Genomic DNA, 15,249 nt, shown 5'->3' on the forward strand with positions numbered 1-15,249 from the left:
GGTCGCCATTTTTTTATCGAAGTTTAAACTACACAGAGTTAAACTTCGCGATAGTTCTTACGATAATTTTCAACCCATAGCTTGGTTGCGCCACATACCGCAACAGGCATTACGATCAAGTTTACGAAAGGAATTGAGGTGAGTACGAATACTGCAAAACCAAACCCGTACGATAACCCCTGTTCGCTTTTTAGGTCGTCTTTCATTTGCTTGAAATGAATCTTGTGATTATCAAAAGGATAGTCGTTGTACTGTACGTTGTACATCCAACAGGTAAATAGCACCCACATGATTTGCCCGAATACAGGGAGTATCCAAAGTAAAATAAAGAAACCAATTGCCCTAGGAAGATAGTAACAAAGCTTAGTCCACTCTCGTCCAAGCATACGCGGTACATCTTTTAAGGTATCAGACAGCTTATCGTCATTGATAGGTTGGTCTGTTAAATAGAGTTCAACTTTTTCACTGAGTAAACCATTAAAAGGTGCGGCAATGAAATTGGTTATCACAGTGAAAACCATGGAGTAGGAGAACAAGATCACTAAGATAGCAATCGGCCACATTAGCCATTCAAGCCAACTCAGCCAAGATGGTAGCAAGTTGTTGATGTATTCAAAGCCTTGGACTAACCAATCATATAAAAAGAATAAAGAACCGCCGAATAGCAAAACGTTAATAAACAATGGAATAAATACAAAGCGCTTTAATCCTTTTTGGGTTATTAACGAAAACCCAGCAATGAAATACTCAATACCTTTGCCTAACTGCACAACTAGCCTCAACAATTATATGTACACGTTTTTAGTATAAAGTGTTCCAGAGACAGCGACTAGCGCTTATGGTAACAAACTATGTCAAAGTGGAAGCTTGCGATCAGCAATAAGGTTATTTAGGTAATTCAACGTTGTAACGTTTTGCATACCATAAAAAAAAGGGCAGCTCGATGACTGAGAAGCTTACCAAGGTAAACCATACCCAGTTAACTTCAGTGAAAACTAAAGTGAAAGTTTGAGAGGAGCCCATGTACACAGAGCCGACGACAAACAAAGAAATCACCGATGCAATTAAATCTTGTAGAGAGATCTTCTTAAAGTCATTGCCCGCATATTTTGGGTTTGCATAAAAGTAGGCAACAAATAGAACAATAAAATTAATCGCGATAATTGCAAATTCAGGTGTCATAGTCGATAAGCTGTTTAATAAAAACGCGAATAGTGTAGCGTTATGCGGATCTACTGTCCAAATAAAAGAAAGGAAAAAGGCGAGTAAAGTAACCCGCCTTTGTGTTAGCTCAAGCTTTTAATAGCGATTAGAAAGTATAAGTCGCTGAAATACCGAAAGTACGAGGGTCAATAATACCGGCGTTGCCATATGGGTCACGGGCATTTGCAGGGGAACGGTGAGTTACAGCTTGTCTATCTAACGCATTATTCACGAATACATTGAATAGCCAATTCTCCAATTCATAGTTGGCATGCACTCGAACCAAAGAGTAGTTACCCGCTTTCTTTTCTGGTTCATTCGTAAATGTCCCAAAAAACTCATCAACATAATTACCAGAAAGACCGACATTGAAGGCATCATTAACCCAATACTTTACACCTGCATTGGCGGTGATTTTGGGTGCTGAGTTGAGCTCTTTGCCATCTAAGTCTTTGAAGGTTTCAGTGCCATCTTTCATTTCAGTCTCAAGAAGACCTAGACCACCGGTCACTTGTACATTGTCAGAGAGCATTGCAGACACTTCTAACTCAAGTCCATAAGTATCAACACGCGCTAGGTTATCAATATTTCTGTTAGGGCCTACAGCTTGATAGCCCTGGTAGGCATTAAAGAACACATTGGCACTGAAGTTAACATTGCCCTCATTCAGTGAGCTTCTTAGGCCAGCTTCGTAGGTGTTCACATATTCAGCATCGTAATAATAGTACTGCTGCGTCATCCAGTTAAAAGCACCACCGGCAGAGTTATAGCCTCGGCGTGCACTGATGTTTGCGGTATGTTGTTCATTTATCTTGTATTGCAGAACCACTTTAGGTAAGCGAATAGTATTTTCTTGATCAAGTATAGAGCGAGAGCGGTGAACCAGTTGTTCACCTTCCATCGCATTTTCTATGTAATCACGGAACTGTGATTCTTGTTCTACACGTAGACCTGAGATCACACTGAATTGCTCATTGATGTTGTAACTGACTTCACCATAGATTGCGCGTGAGTCACTACTGTCGTTACCTTGATATAAGAAGCCTGTATGGCTTTGGTAATCCTGCTCTCGCTCAAAATAGGCCAGGCCAATAAAACCCTTAAGCGCTGCATCACCTAAACCAAAGTTGTACTTACCATCAAAAGTCACATTCTTTTCATTCATAATCAGTAGCTGATTTCTCGCTTCAACTAATTCGTATGAATTAAAGCCCCACCTGTGATCCATATATGCCCACAACACATCGACGCTGCTGTCTTTATCAATTGTGTAGTCGACATTTAATTTTGTTGTGCGTGTATCTGTGTCCATATTTCTTTCGAAATTTGGTACGAAGGCCCAAGGATCGTCATTTCTAAAATAACGACGGCCTGAGTTGCCTTCTTCACTGTTGCTGTCGAAACTTAGCATAGTAGAAAACCCTTCAAGGGCTTTTGGCTTCCACAATAGCTTAGTGCCATAACGCGTGGTTTTGAGTTTGTCTAAATCAAATTCAGGGTCGTGGGTTGGGTGAATGATGCTGTTATCATAATCATTACCCTGAAGACCTTGCGCTGTGAACCTAAATGCTAATTCATCTTCAATAATAGGGCCTGATGCCATCACAGAAGTATCAATATAATCACTTTGATTACGGTATCCAAGTCTACCTGCAGCTTCCCAATCAAAACTTGGATCTTTGGTTTTGATGAAGATCATGCCACCAATGCTGTTTCGGCCATTAGTCGTTGATTGAGGGCCTCGAAATACTTCGATTTGTTCTACGTCCCAGATACCTGAGTCACCGGTTAAGTCAGCCATATAAGGTTGGTAAATGCCATCAACTAAAATTGAAACACGGCCCTTAGCACCCCCTGTTACACCATTAAAGCCTGCGGCAGCACCATTACCTGATACACCACGAATGTCAGGTAAAGCGCCTGGTTTAACAACCACATTGGCAATTTCAGAGACTGCTGAAGTAACGCTTAAATGAGTCAATGTTTTAAGTAATTCTTCATTGATTACTGACACAGAAGAAGCGGTATCTTTTAAAGTTCTATCAGCTTTTTCACCCATGATAACAATGGTTTCCATTGATTCATGAGCTGTGTTGTCATCTTCAGCGAATGCAGCTGTATTTAAAAACGCACAAGATAGTGAAGCTGCAATTAAGTGCTTGGTAAACTTCTTAGACATTATGAGATCCTCTCAATAATTTTTGGATATAGGTCGGCTTTCCTACCGATACTTGGTATGGATGCGCATGCCGAGCTCGTCGAGTTGACTGTTGAATATATAAGTGCAGAGAATTCAACGGCGGGGATTATAGGTACAAGCTCATTAAATGTAAATGCAAATAATTATCAGTAGTAACTATTTAGATCAAAACAAGCAGTTCTGACGCTGAACGGTCGCAATCTGTTTGTGTTTATAAATATCAGGTATAATCTCGAACGTCTTTTGTGGGGTAACTATGATTTCTAAAAACCAACTAAAATTATTGCGTGCATTGGCGCAGAAAAAATATCGCAAACAACATAATTGCTATTTAGTGCAAGGAGAAAAAAATATCCTTGAGTTGTTTGCTGCCAATGTGCCTGTAAAACAGTTATTTGCCTCACCTGCATTTATTGCAGCCCATAACGATAAGATTCTTGCCGATGACATTGTTGAAGCCGATGAAGAGAGTTTAAGTAAAGCGAGCACTTTAGTGAGTAACAATGCGGCCATTGCCATTGTCACTATGCCAGAGCAAAGCAGCATAGACACATCAGGCCTCGTATTAGCGCTAGATGGAGTATCAGACCCCGGAAACCTAGGCACCATTATTCGCGTGGCTGACTGGTATGGTTTGAAGCAAATCGTGGTTAGCCAAGATTGTGCTGACCATTTTAATCCTAAGGTGATTAGTGCGACCATGGGCTCGTTTGTTCGTGTGAATGTGATCCGCACTGACTTGGCGGAATTTTTAGCGGACTATGACGGCGATATTTATGGCGCATACCTTGGTGGTCAAAGCGTTCATAAAACTCAGTTTGCTACAAAAGGGGTGTTGGTAATGGGCAGCGAATCTCATGGTATTCGTGAACAAGTTGCGCCTTACATTAATCAAAAGATCACCATTCCCGCTTTCGGTGGGGCAGAGTCGCTCAACGTGGCCATGGCGACTGGTATCATCCTAGATAACATTAAAAGACGCGCTTAATCTTTGAAGATTATTTTGTTATTGTTTTCAATTAACTAAAGTAACCCTAACAAATCATGCGGCTGACCCATATTAAGCTTGCTGGCTTTAAATCATTTGTAGAGCCCAGCAAGATCCCATTTCCAGATCAGATGACCTGTGTGGTCGGCCCCAATGGCTGTGGTAAGTCTAATGTGATTGACGCCGTGCGCTGGGTGTTGGGTGAAAGCTCCGCAAAAAACCTGCGTGGCGATGCCATGACAGATGTTATTTTTAACGGCTCAACACACCGTAAACCAGTCTCTCAAGCTTCGGTAGAACTTTTCTTTGATAATACTTCAGGTGTGTTACAAGGCAGTCTTGCAAATCGAAATCAAATCGCGATTAAGCGTTTAGTAACCCGAGATGGCCAGTCATTGTATTTTCTCAATGGCAGCAAGTGTCGTAAACGCGATATCACTGATATTTTCTTAGGCACAGGCCTTGGGCCGCGTAGTTATGCGATAATTGAACAGGGGATGATCTCTCGCTTAATTGAAAGCCGCCCACAAGAGCTCAGAGTGTTTTTAGAAGAAGCCGCCGGTGTTTCTAAGTACAAAGAGCGACGCCGCGAAACGCAAACCCGTATTCAAAGTACCCGCGACAATTTAGAGCGCCTGCTAGACATGCGCCAAGAGCTGAAAAATCAGCTTGATAAACTCGCAGTGCAAGCAGAGCAAGCTAAGCAATATCGTGAGCTTAAGCGAGATGAGCGTTTGCTTAAGGGCCAAGTCGCAGTCATTAAATGGCAAAAGCTAAACACACAACAACAGCAAAAAGCAGCTGAAATCGCTGAGCTTGAAAAACAAATCCGCTTTTTTAGTGACGCCCATCAAGGTCATGCTGATGTGCTTTCAGCATTAGAAGCAAAGCTTGAACAAGACACCCATAAACTAGAAGACACACAACAGCAAAAGCATCGTATTCATACCGAGATAATTCGCTTTGAGCAACAAAAACTCAGTGCACAGCAACAAAAAACACAACTACAAGCTGATATAGATAAACAAAAGCAAGCATTTAAAGAAGCACAAGATGCACTGCAAACTCTGCAGCATGCGCAAACTGAGTTTACCGAGCAACAGCAAGCGACAGAGCAAGGTCTTGAACAAGCGAAAGACGCGTTATTAAAAGCTCAAAGTGCCTTTGAATCGTCACAAGCTGCACATAAAGCACAACAAGCGAAGTTAAATGCAGGGCAGCATGAAATATCTGAGCAGCGCCAAACTTTGCAACAGGCAGAACAAACTCTTAAGCAAGCAGAGTTATCGCTGACTCACTTGCAGGCAAATATAGCTGATGTGGCAAAGCAAATTGAACAGCAGCAAAGCCAATCAGTCACAAAAGAGCTCGATGCAGCAACAGCAGAGTTTAATCAGCTTGCGAAACAAATGGCAGGGCTTCAATCGCAGGCCAAGCAACTGGCTGCGGCTTTAGATGAAGCACTGACTCATTATACAAAGGCCGAGCTTGAAGAGCGTGAGTGCGCACAAAAGGTCAGTAGCTGCAAAGCAAATATCAGTGCGTTAGAGAATGTGCTTAGTTCACTGAGCGATGACGTACAGCAGACGTTACTGCAAACCTTATCCGTTACGGCGAGTGATGCAGCGATTGTTGAAAGTGCGATACTTGGCATGACGTTATTGCCTGTGAGCGAAAGCACCACTGAGCATGGTGTTTGGGATAACACCCAAGCGCCTCGCGAGGGCTCAGTTGCAAGTTTACTGGAGGGGCAGGTTTACCCGGCATTTTTAAACCAGATCCAATTACTTAAACAATGTCAGAGATTTACCCCTGAGCAAGGCTGGTGGATGGCCGTTGATGGCGAAGGTAACTTATTTGGTGAGAACTTTAGAGTTAGTAAGTCTAAACAAACCTCAGTGGGCTTATTAACACAGCAAACGCAATTAAACGAACTTAATGCTGAATTACCAAAATTAATTTCTGACGTTGAGCAAACAAAAGCGCAAAAAGCAGCACTACAAACTCGTTTACAAGTAGCACAACAAGAAATAGAGAGTAACAGTGCCAGTATTCACCAAATCGCTCAGGGTATGGCAAAGGCACAAACTCACTCCGAGCTATTAGATAAGCAACATGCTAATTGGCAGCAAACCCTCGAACAATATCAACAAAAGCAAGACTCGCTTAAAGCACAATTAAGTGAGCAAGCAGCACCTATTGCTAAACAAAAACAACAGATTGCTGATATAGAGGCTGCCCTTGAGTTACTGCAAGCGCAGCAAATTGAGTTACAAGCTCAGGCTGATGAACAAGAGCAGGCCTATATTCAGGCCGCAAGTCACTCGCAATCGGCTCAGCAAGCATTGCATCAGGCAGAGCTTGAGTTGCAAAAAGTACAAAATACGTGGCAACTGGAGCAAACAAAGCAGCAACATAGTCAGAGCGTGTTAAATAGCGCCTTAGAGCGGCTTGAAACCTTACAGCAGCAATTAGAAGATCAACAACTGCCATTGCTTGAGTGTGAAGAGCAGTTGAAGATTTTAGTCGAGCAGCATCAAGAAATCGAAATTCAGCTTGAGCAATGCCAAGCGCAAAAAGCGCAAGCCCAAAAAGCACTGCAAGATAAACAAGCGAGTTTGCAAGACGCACAATCGGGCGTTACGAAAAAACAAAATCAGCTTCAGCAGCTTAAGTTAGCAGAGCAAGAGCTAATGATTAAAGCGCAGTTGATGCTAGAACCCCTTGAAGAGTTACAGCAAACACTCAAAGAAATTTTGGCAAGCCTGCCTGAAAACCCTAAGCTGGTGAGCTTTCAGTCAAAGTTACAAAATACCACCAAGCAGTTATTAGACTTAGGCGCGGTTAACCTCGCTGCGATTGAAGAATATGACCAAGCCCTAGAGCGCAAAACGTACTTAGACGAGCAGCTTGATGATTTAACTGCCGCACTCGAAACCCTTGAAGGTGCTATTCGTAAAATAGACCGAGAAACCAAGCAGCGCTTTAAGCAAACCTTTGACCAAGTAAACAAAGACTTTGCAGGCTTGTTCCCGAAAGTGTTTGGGGGCGGTCAAGCTTATCTTGAGTTGACCTCAGATGACCTGTTAGAAGCCGGTGTGGCGATTATGGCAAGGCCACCGGGCAAGAAAAACTCAACAATTCACCTTTTAAGTGGTGGAGAAAAAGCGCTGACCGCATTATCATTAGTGTTTTCAATATTTAGGCTAAATCCAGCGCCATTTTGTATGCTGGATGAAGTTGATGCACCGCTTGATGACGCCAACGTCGTGCGTTTTTGCCGTTTGGTCGAAGAAATGTCACAATCGGTGCAATTTATATATATTAGTCACAATAAAATCGCCATGGAAATGGCGGGTAGACTGACGGGGGTAACCATGGCCGAACCGGGTGTTTCGCGTATGGTTGCCGTAGACATAGAACAAGCAGTGCAAATGGCACAAACGTAGCAAGATAAAGGTGAGTAATGGCCGAAGAATTAAGATGGGCATTAATCGTGATCAGTGCGCTAGTTATTGGCGGTTTATTGATCCACGGCTTATGGTCAGTAAGAAAAAAAGAAACACCAGAACAAACTGATAATACTCCGAAACCACAGCCTAAAGTTGAGCCTGCGGCCCCAGCGAAAGACAATGAGCCTGAACTGGGTGATATGAATTTTTCAGCGGTAGATGAAGAGCCTACTGCAGAGCCAGTTGTTGAAGAGCAACAGCAAAATGCTGCGCCGACAGCAGCCCCTGAACCACAAGACTTTATTATTTTGCACATTGAAATGCCAGAAGGTCTTTCAATGGCGGGCTCTAAGCTATTACCTTGTGTTTTGAGCTTAGGCTTTAAATATTCTGATGAAGGCTTCTTTAACCGTCATGTTGAGCCTTCAGGCAATGGTCCTGTATTGTTCCGTTTAGTGAACATGTTCAATCCGGGTACATTCGATATTGATAACATGGAGCAGTTTAGCACTGCGGGCGTGAGTTTATTTATGACGCTGCCATGTGAAGGCGATAGCCTAGCTGCCTTTAATATGCTGCACAGTGCTGCTAAGAAACTGTCTGATGAGTTTGGTGCTACAGTACTTGATCACCAACGTCAGCCTTTAAGTGTTGAAACGGTTCGCAGCTATGTTGAAAAGGTTCGCGAATTCGCTGCTTAATGATTAGCGCGTTATGATTTTTTAGGCCACCAAGCTCACGCTAGGTGGCTTTTTGTTTTTAGAGGTCGAGATGTCAGAGACAATTGTTAAGCAAATAGATGCATTAAAACAGCAATTAGAAGAATATAACTACCAGTATTACGTATTAGATAACCCAACTGTGCCAGACGCAGAATACGATAGAGTAATGCGTGAATTAATGGCACTAGAGCAAGCAAACCCTGAATTACTTACACCTGATTCGCCATCACAAAAAGTCGGTGGGGAAGCGCTGAGCAAGTTCTCTCAAGTGACCCATAAAGTACCGATGTTGTCTCTTGATAATGCTTTTGATGAAGCAGAATTCACTGCATTTAATCGCCGTATTCAAGAGCGCTTGTTAGTGAGTGAGCCACTGGACTTTTGTTGCGAGCCAAAACTAGATGGTCTAGCGGTATCTATCTTGTATAAAGATGGCGTGTTAGTGCAGGCGGCAACACGCGGTGATGGTCAAGTCGGTGAAAACATCACAGAGAACGTTAAAACCATTCGTAACGTACCGCTGCGTTTACGTGGTGATGATATTCCGGCTGAACTCGAAGTACGTGGTGAAGTATTTATGGATACGGCGGGTTTCGAAAAATTAAATGAAACGGCGTTTGCTAAAGGTGAAAAAACCTTTGCGAACCCGCGTAATGCGGCAGCAGGTAGTTTACGTCAGCTAGATTCTAAAATTACCGCCAAACGCCCACTGATGTTTTATGCATACTCAACCGGTGTTGTTGAAGGGGTAGAGTTGCCTGATGCGCATTTTGAACAACTCAGTAAGCTCAAAGATTGGGGCTTTCCAATGTGCCCAGAGACCCGCTTAGTGACAGGCACCACAGAAGTAATGGCGTATTATCAAGACATTCTTGAGCGTCGTGCAAGCCTTGCCTATGAAATCGATGGCGTGGTGATCAAAGTAAACCGCAAAGATTATCAACAACAGCTTGGCTTTGTAGCACGAGCGCCGCGATGGGCCATTGCCTTTAAGTTTCCTGCGCAAGAAGAAATTACTCAGTTACTGGATGTTGAATTCCAAGTAGGTCGTACCGGTGCAATTACACCGGTAGCACGTTTAGAGCCTGTTTTCGTTGGTGGCGTAACCGTGTCTAATGCAACGCTTCATAACCGCGATGAAATAGAGCGCCTTGGCGTAAAAGTCGGTGATACCGTCATTATTCGCCGAGCGGGTGACGTAATACCTCAAGTGACACAAGTGGTGCTAGAACGCCGCCCTGATGATGCCAAAGACATCGTATTCCCTGAAACATGTCCTGTATGTGGTTCACATGTCGAGCGTATTGAAGGCGAAGCCGTGGCCCGTTGCACAGGTGGCTTAGTGTGCCAAGCGCAACGTCAGCAGGCGATTAAGCATTTTGCATCACGTAAAGCATTTGATATTGATGGGCTAGGCGATAAGATTGTTGATCAGCTTGTTGATAGAGAGTTGATTGAAACACCTGCTGACTTATTTATCTTAAAGCAAGGTCATTTTGAGTCACTTGAGCGAATGGGGCCAAAATCGGCGTTGAACTTAGTTAACGCCTTAGAAGCGGCAAAGCAAACGACTCTGGCAAAGTTCTTATATGCTTTAGGCATTCGAGAAGTGGGTGAAGCGACCGCGCAGAATCTGGCAAACCACTATTTAACGCTAGAAAAGGTAATGGCCGCGAGCACGGATGACTTACAAACGGTTAGTGATGTGGGCGTTGTGGTTGCCAAACACATTCATGCTTTCTTTAATGAGCCGCATAACCAAGCCGTTGTGAACGCGCTACTTGAAATTGGCATCAATTGGCCGCAAATAGAACAGAAGTCTGCGGATGCACAGCCGCTTGCAGGGTTAACGTATGTGCTTACAGGCACGTTAAGTCAGCTAAATCGTAACGATGCGAAAGCGCGTTTGCAGGCTCTGGGCGCAAAAGTGGCAGGCAGTGTTTCTAAAAACACCCATGCCCTTGTTGCAGGGGAAAAAGCGGGTTCTAAGCTAACCAAAGCCCAAGATTTAGGTATTGAAATACTCGATGAAGATGCCTTAATCGCTTTGTTCGCTGAACATGAGTAATACCGAGCAGCAATTATAGAAATACACTTACTAGTAATTACGCGGTCAATACGACCGCGTTTTTGTAGTAGTTCCTCTGCATAGAGGGGTAGGACATTTATGAAACATTACGGCCCAGAATATTGGGATAAATACGGCGTCTATCGAACGCCACTGGCTTTTAACTTGACGCTAGTGGTGTTGTTGCGTGCCTATTTTTTATGGACATTCTCTGCATTGGCAAGACGTCCCGATATCGACTTTATGTCGCTGTTCTTTGTTTCTAAATTCCACTTCTTTACGGCGTTAGGCATAGGGGCCATTGCCATTGTGCCGACTGTAATTTATTCACTTCGCCGACCAACCAGCTCTCAGAAGTTAGCCAAAATTTGGCGGCACATGCGCTGGCCATTATTACTTTGTGCATGCTTAGACTTAACTTGGTTGATCTATCAAGCATCACAATCGTATTACCAGTTTTCAATGTTTTTAGCAGTACAAATGGTGCTCTTGTTGTGGGTGATATTGTATTTGCTCAAAAGTCGCTATTTAAGCTACTTTTTTAATGATTGGCCTGAGCCTGAAAAACAAGATAATAATACCAATTCGCAATAACACTTAATCATTTTGAGGGATTAAACCTGATGATAGCTGCGTTAAAGATTTCTTATTTAGAACAACTAAATAACGAACTCTTTGCCTTGCTACCAACAAGGTTTTCTTGCCTAAAAAAAGATCACTTAGTTAAGCGGATTGGTATGAGGAGTAAATTATGCTGACCTGGCAAGATGTTTTAAAGTACGCGAACGCTGGTAATCCAGAGCCGAAAAATCGAGTTGAGAAAACCGCTGAGCAGTGGCAGCAAGAGCTAGACCCAGAAGTCTTCTATATTACCCGCAATAAAGGCACCGAAAGGCCCTTTAGCAGTGGCAGTTGCACCGTATTTGAAGCGGGGGATTATCACTGCGCATGTTGTAATAATTTACTGTTTTCAGGTGACGAAAAGTTTAACAGTGGCACAGGTTGGCCGTCATTTACAAAGCCAGCTTATTTAGAATCGATAGCATATATTGGCGATAACAGCCATGGCATGCAGCGAGTCGAGATTGTTTGTAATGTGTGTGACGCACACCTCGGCCATGTATTTCCCGATGGCCCACCACCAACTGGTTTGCGCTATTGTGTAAATGCGTTATCAATGACAAAAGCGTAATATATTTTAGTTAAAGCTTATACCAATCCTCTTAATTAAGCGTTCTATTTTGAGGCAAGGAAAACTTGTCGATAACGAGGCGGTAATTTTGCTGTTTAGTTATTCTAAATAAGAAATTTTCAACGAAGTTAGCGTCAGTTTTAGTCCCTCAAAATGAGTGCGTATTATTGAGGATTGGTACTATTCTAATGAAAGTCCCAGCTCATCGCAGGTGACTTTCAGCTTGCCTAAACGCTCTTTCTGATCTGTTTCTAAATCCACACTATTTAAAAGTGCAAAGCATTTCTTGAGTAATGGGGTGTTGATGGTGTTTTCTTTTTGGTGGTTTTTGTCTAATAAACATTGCGCCAAATTAAGAGCAATACTGGCATTTTTCGGCATGACTCTAAACGCTTGCGTAAATGCTTCAAGCGCGACATCAATTCTACCGCGGTTAAACTGAGTCACTGCATGGTTGTTAAGCTCTTTCGGGCCCATGGTAATGTCTTGCTTCTCTGTTTTTTGCTGGTGGATATAGTGCAGGGTAGTGGGGTCACTAATGTCTTTATGACGCTCACAGTGTTGTATGATCTGTGTGAATAAATCTTGAGCCTTGTGCTGCATCCCTAGTTCATGACAAGCTTTTGCTTTATCAAGAGCTGCATCGATAGATCGTATTGTTGGTTCATCTTCTAGTTGATTAATGAGCTGAATCGCTTTTTGGTGCTCATCTTTTAAGTAGTGAATACGCGCGTTTAAAACATCTAACTGGGTTTGATTATCGGCATTTGGAAATTGCTTTTTTAAATCGCCAAGATATTTTTGTGTTTGTCGTGTGATGCGATTAATTTGCTCTGTTTGATCAGTGGCTAAGGCAAAGTCGATGCCCGCCCTAGCTGCATTTAAATAGATTTCAGGGCTATCATGAATGGAGTGTTTAGCGAACTGAGCAATGTCTTTATGCGCGTTGTAGCTCGATTCATAATCATGATTGATTGATGCAACTCGACCTAAACTTTTCTGTCTTTCGATATTACGAGGCGCCATATTAGATGCTTGTTGAAGAAATGTTTGTGCGTTTTCAAATTGATTCAATTGCATTTCAAGGCGACCAAGTAAGTCGAGCGCAACCAATCGAGTTTCTGAACGTTCTAACATAGTCTTTAGCATACGTTGAGCTAGCACATGTTCTTTGTTTGCAATTAAAGCTTCTACTAGGCCAATTTTAGCCCAAGCGAATTTTTGTAAAGAAAGCGCTGATTTATAGAATTTTTTAGCCTCATCAACCCGTTTTAATCTAAGTAATGCCTCACCTTTGAGTTTGAGCATAATTGGACTGTAGGTGTTGTCATTATTATCGAGTTCTTTGTCGATAAATTTAACTGCTTTTGAATCATTGCCATCATCAATTAAAGTAAAAATTTGTTTCAGCGCAGATTTTCGCTTTAATACGCGAGTAAGCCGAGTTTTTAATTCTTTAATTGAAAATGGTTTAACTAAGAAATCATCGGGTTGCAGCTCAAGTACGCTATGAACAAGCTCGCCACTGGTTTCTGCTGAGACAAAAATAAAAGCTGTGGTGTTTTTGATGAGGTTTTTACTTTTTAACTCTTCGTAGAGCTGATAACCGTTTTGTCGTTTGGTTAAGTCAAATGAGCAAATAATTAGATCAAACTTTTCACTGGCACAAAGTTCAGTTGCTGCAATTGCATGCTCGGCAATATAGATATGCTTAAACTGTAGCTGCTCTAAAGAGCGCCTGAGGTGGCTCAGCGCGAGCGGCTGTTCTTCGACAATTAACAGCTTGATATTGCTAAAGTTGTTTAAGCTCATTGAATAAATTAGTAACGATAAGGGCTTATGACAGTCTAGACCTTTAATGGGCTTTTTTAAATAGTTTGGAGATAAAACAGAGTAAGATTAAGAATTTAAGATTGGATTATGTGGTGGGTCGTACTGGACTTGAACCAGTGACCCTCGCCTTGTAAGGGCGATGCTCTCCCAACTGAGCTAACGACCCACATAATTATAAGCTTGATATGGTGGGTCGTACTGGACTTGAACCAGTGACCCTCGCCTTGTAAGGGCGATGCTCTCCCAACTGAGCTAACGACCCATATCAATGTACTTTGCGAACCAGATAAGTGGTGGGTTGTACTGGACTTGAACCAGTGACCCTCGCCTTGTAAGGGCGATGCTCTCCCAACTGAGCTAACAACCCGCAAAGTGTTTCTAAATGGTGGGTCGTACTGGACTTGAACCAGTGACCCTCGCCTTGTAAGGGCGATGCTCTCCCAACTGAGCTAACGACCCATTTAGAAAATGGTGTGTAATATGGTGGGTCGTACTGGACTTGAACCAGTGACCCTCGCCTTGTAAGGGCGATGCTCTCCCAACTGAGCTAACGACCCATATTACAGCTCTATAATGGTGGGTCGTACTGGACTTGAACCAGTGACCCTCGCCTTGTAAGGGCGATGCTCTCCCAACTGAGCTAACGACCCATTATAGATAAGTTTAGATATGTGGTGGGTCGTACTGGACTTGAACCAGTGACCCTCGCCTTGTAAGGGCGATGCTCTCCCAACTGAGCTAACGACCCATATCTAAAAACAACACGTTACCGTGTCGTTGTGGAGCGGTATTATAGGGAGACTTGCAACAGAGTCAATAGCTGAATTTACAATTTTGGTCTGTCTGCGGATTTTATCATCAAATTGCAATTGTTCTTCATTATATAGCTAATGCATTTTCACGCTTAAAAAACCAAGAAAATTGACTCATTGAGAATGAACCCAGGTTAAAACCCTTGATATTAGGAATTTGATCTAAGGGTTGTCTTAGCAGCTTAAATTACAATAAAACCTTCTAAACTTATTCAAAAAAGCTAATTTTAGATGCTTTATATGAGTTGAAATGCCAAGGTGAAATATAAAATGCCATAGCTCTTGATAATCACTGAGTGCAACAGAGCGTAAAGCAAAGCAATTTGAGTGCTATGGTGATGATATAGAGAGTGTTTAGTTGCCTAAAAACGGTTGTTGTGATTATATATGCGCCTGTTTGCTGTTTTTTAAAGCGAACAGTAAAAAGTTAAAGAAAAAATGTTGACTTTAATTTTATGGGTGCATAGAATGCGCCCCGCACTCAGCGATACAGGTGACTAACTGAAAGGTTAGATAAGCCCAAGGTAAGGGGCTATAGCTCAGCTGGGAGAGCGCCTCGCTGGCAGCGAGGAGGTCTGCGGTTCGATCCCGCATAGCTCCACCAATCTTCTAAGTGCAATTGTCCTAGAGAACACAATTTTTGCGTCCCCTTCGTCTAGAGGCCTAGGACACCGCCCTTTCACGGCGGTAACAGGGGTTCGAATCCCCTAGGGGACGCCACTTTCGCTACTTCTTCGAATGGAGTAGGGAAGTTAAGTATACTCGTATGGTAAGAGTCT

At 42.8% G+C, this 15,249-nt stretch carries 10 protein-coding genes and 9 tRNA genes; 8 read left to right on the plus strand and 11 right to left on the minus strand.

Annotated features, from left to right (window positions below):
• Window positions 1–38: 38 nt before the first annotated feature.
• The 3 genes from cysZ to C1E24_RS08050 all read right to left on the minus strand — a co-directional run bounded on the left by cysZ (window position 39) and on the right by C1E24_RS08050 (window position 3,382).
• Window positions 39–770: a sulfate transporter CysZ gene (cysZ, locus tag C1E24_RS08040; protein WP_138480376.1), complete on the minus strand. Its 732-nt coding sequence runs from the start codon at window positions 768–770 to the stop codon at window positions 39–41.
• A gap of 115 nt (window positions 771–885) precedes the next feature.
• Window positions 886–1,182 (minus strand): hypothetical protein, encoded by a 297-nt coding sequence (locus C1E24_RS08045; protein ID WP_138480378.1) that lies wholly within the window; start codon window positions 1,180–1,182, stop codon window positions 886–888.
• 127 nt (window positions 1,183–1,309) lie between these two features.
• Entirely contained in the window at window positions 1,310–3,382 is a 2,073-nt protein-coding gene (locus C1E24_RS08050) for a TonB-dependent receptor (RefSeq protein ID WP_138480380.1), read from the minus strand.
• A 277-nt stretch (window positions 3,383–3,659) separates the two neighbouring features.
• Here C1E24_RS08050 and C1E24_RS08055 point away from each other — a divergent pair, with 277 nt between their 5' ends.
• The 6 genes from C1E24_RS08055 (at window position 3,660) to msrB (ending at window position 11,825) form a co-directional block, all read left to right on the plus strand.
• Window positions 3,660–4,391 (plus strand): TrmH family RNA methyltransferase, encoded by a 732-nt coding sequence (locus tag C1E24_RS08055; RefSeq protein ID WP_138480382.1) that lies wholly within the window; start codon window positions 3,660–3,662, stop codon window positions 4,389–4,391.
• 56 nt (window positions 4,392–4,447) lie between these two features.
• Window positions 4,448–7,840: a chromosome segregation SMC family protein gene (locus C1E24_RS08060; protein ID WP_138480384.1), complete on the plus strand. Its 3,393-nt coding sequence runs from the start codon at window positions 4,448–4,450 to the stop codon at window positions 7,838–7,840.
• A 17-nt stretch (window positions 7,841–7,857) separates the two neighbouring features.
• Window positions 7,858–8,544 carry a cell division protein ZipA gene (gene zipA, locus C1E24_RS08065; RefSeq protein ID WP_138480385.1) on the plus strand — a complete coding sequence of 229 codons (687 nt, stop codon included), beginning with the start codon at window positions 7,858–7,860 and terminating at the stop codon, window positions 8,542–8,544.
• Between the two features lie 70 nt (window positions 8,545–8,614).
• Window positions 8,615–10,633, plus strand: coding sequence for an NAD-dependent DNA ligase LigA (gene ligA / locus C1E24_RS08070; protein WP_138480387.1), 2,019 nt, complete (start codon window positions 8,615–8,617; stop codon window positions 10,631–10,633).
• Window positions 10,634–10,732: 99 nt separating this feature from the next.
• Window positions 10,733–11,227, plus strand: coding sequence for a DUF2919 domain-containing protein (locus tag C1E24_RS08075; RefSeq protein WP_138480389.1), 495 nt, complete (start codon window positions 10,733–10,735; stop codon window positions 11,225–11,227).
• A 157-nt stretch (window positions 11,228–11,384) separates the two neighbouring features.
• A complete protein-coding gene (msrB, locus tag C1E24_RS08080; RefSeq protein WP_058030784.1) occupies window positions 11,385–11,825 on the plus strand; it encodes a peptide-methionine (R)-S-oxide reductase MsrB in 441 nt (146 codons plus the stop codon).
• Between the two features lie 180 nt (window positions 11,826–12,005).
• On the opposite strand, the gene C1E24_RS08085 is transcribed toward msrB, so the two are convergent.
• From C1E24_RS08085 to C1E24_RS08120, 8 genes are all read right to left on the minus strand, one after another.
• On the minus strand, window positions 12,006–13,637 hold the full coding sequence (locus C1E24_RS08085; RefSeq protein WP_138480391.1) for a tetratricopeptide repeat-containing response regulator: 1,632 nt from the start codon (window positions 13,635–13,637) through the stop codon (window positions 12,006–12,008).
• 111 nt (window positions 13,638–13,748) lie between these two features.
• Window positions 13,749–13,824 (minus strand) — tRNA-Val (locus tag C1E24_RS08090).
• 20 nt (window positions 13,825–13,844) lie between these two features.
• A tRNA-Val gene (locus C1E24_RS08095) sits at window positions 13,845–13,920 on the minus strand.
• A gap of 29 nt (window positions 13,921–13,949) precedes the next feature.
• Window positions 13,950–14,025: transfer RNA gene (locus C1E24_RS08100), tRNA-Val, on the minus strand.
• A gap of 16 nt (window positions 14,026–14,041) precedes the next feature.
• Window positions 14,042–14,117: transfer RNA gene (locus tag C1E24_RS08105), tRNA-Val, on the minus strand.
• A gap of 22 nt (window positions 14,118–14,139) precedes the next feature.
• A tRNA-Val gene (locus tag C1E24_RS08110) sits at window positions 14,140–14,215 on the minus strand.
• A 17-nt stretch (window positions 14,216–14,232) separates the two neighbouring features.
• Window positions 14,233–14,308: transfer RNA gene (locus tag C1E24_RS08115), tRNA-Val, on the minus strand.
• 22 nt (window positions 14,309–14,330) lie between these two features.
• Window positions 14,331–14,406: transfer RNA gene (locus C1E24_RS08120), tRNA-Val, on the minus strand.
• 592 nt (window positions 14,407–14,998) lie between these two features.
• Here C1E24_RS08120 and C1E24_RS08125 point away from each other — a divergent pair.
• Both C1E24_RS08125 and C1E24_RS08130 read left to right on the plus strand, forming a co-directional pair.
• Window positions 14,999–15,074, plus strand: a tRNA-Ala gene (locus C1E24_RS08125).
• Window positions 15,075–15,114: 40 nt separating this feature from the next.
• A tRNA-Glu gene (locus C1E24_RS08130) sits at window positions 15,115–15,190 on the plus strand.
• Window positions 15,191–15,249: the final 59 nt, after the last annotated feature.

Source organism: Pseudoalteromonas phenolica (assembly GCF_005876835.1).
Taxonomy (GTDB): Bacteria; Pseudomonadota; Gammaproteobacteria; order Enterobacterales; family Alteromonadaceae; genus Pseudoalteromonas; species Pseudoalteromonas phenolica_B.

Excerpts from the sequence above, each read along its gene's own strand:
- C1E24_RS08045 (WP_138480378.1), bottom strand. The coding sequence starts at position 1,182 with ATGACACCTGAATTTGCAATTATCGCGATTAATTTTATTGTTCTATTT.
- C1E24_RS08050 (WP_138480380.1), bottom strand. The coding sequence starts at position 3,382 with ATGTCTAAGAAGTTTACCAAGCACTTAATTGCAGCTTCACTATCTTGT.
- C1E24_RS08055 (WP_138480382.1), top strand. The coding sequence starts at position 3,660 with ATGATTTCTAAAAACCAACTAAAATTATTGCGTGCATTGGCGCAGAAA.
- C1E24_RS08060 (WP_138480384.1), top strand. The coding sequence starts at position 4,448 with ATGCGGCTGACCCATATTAAGCTTGCTGGCTTTAAATCATTTGTAGAG.
- zipA (WP_138480385.1), top strand. The coding sequence starts at position 7,858 with ATGGCCGAAGAATTAAGATGGGCATTAATCGTGATCAGTGCGCTAGTT.
- ligA (WP_138480387.1), top strand. The coding sequence starts at position 8,615 with ATGTCAGAGACAATTGTTAAGCAAATAGATGCATTAAAACAGCAATTA.
- C1E24_RS08075 (WP_138480389.1), top strand. The coding sequence starts at position 10,733 with ATGAAACATTACGGCCCAGAATATTGGGATAAATACGGCGTCTATCGA.
- msrB (WP_058030784.1), top strand. The coding sequence starts at position 11,385 with ATGCTGACCTGGCAAGATGTTTTAAAGTACGCGAACGCTGGTAATCCA.
- C1E24_RS08085 (WP_138480391.1), bottom strand. The coding sequence starts at position 13,637 with ATGAGCTTAAACAACTTTAGCAATATCAAGCTGTTAATTGTCGAAGAA.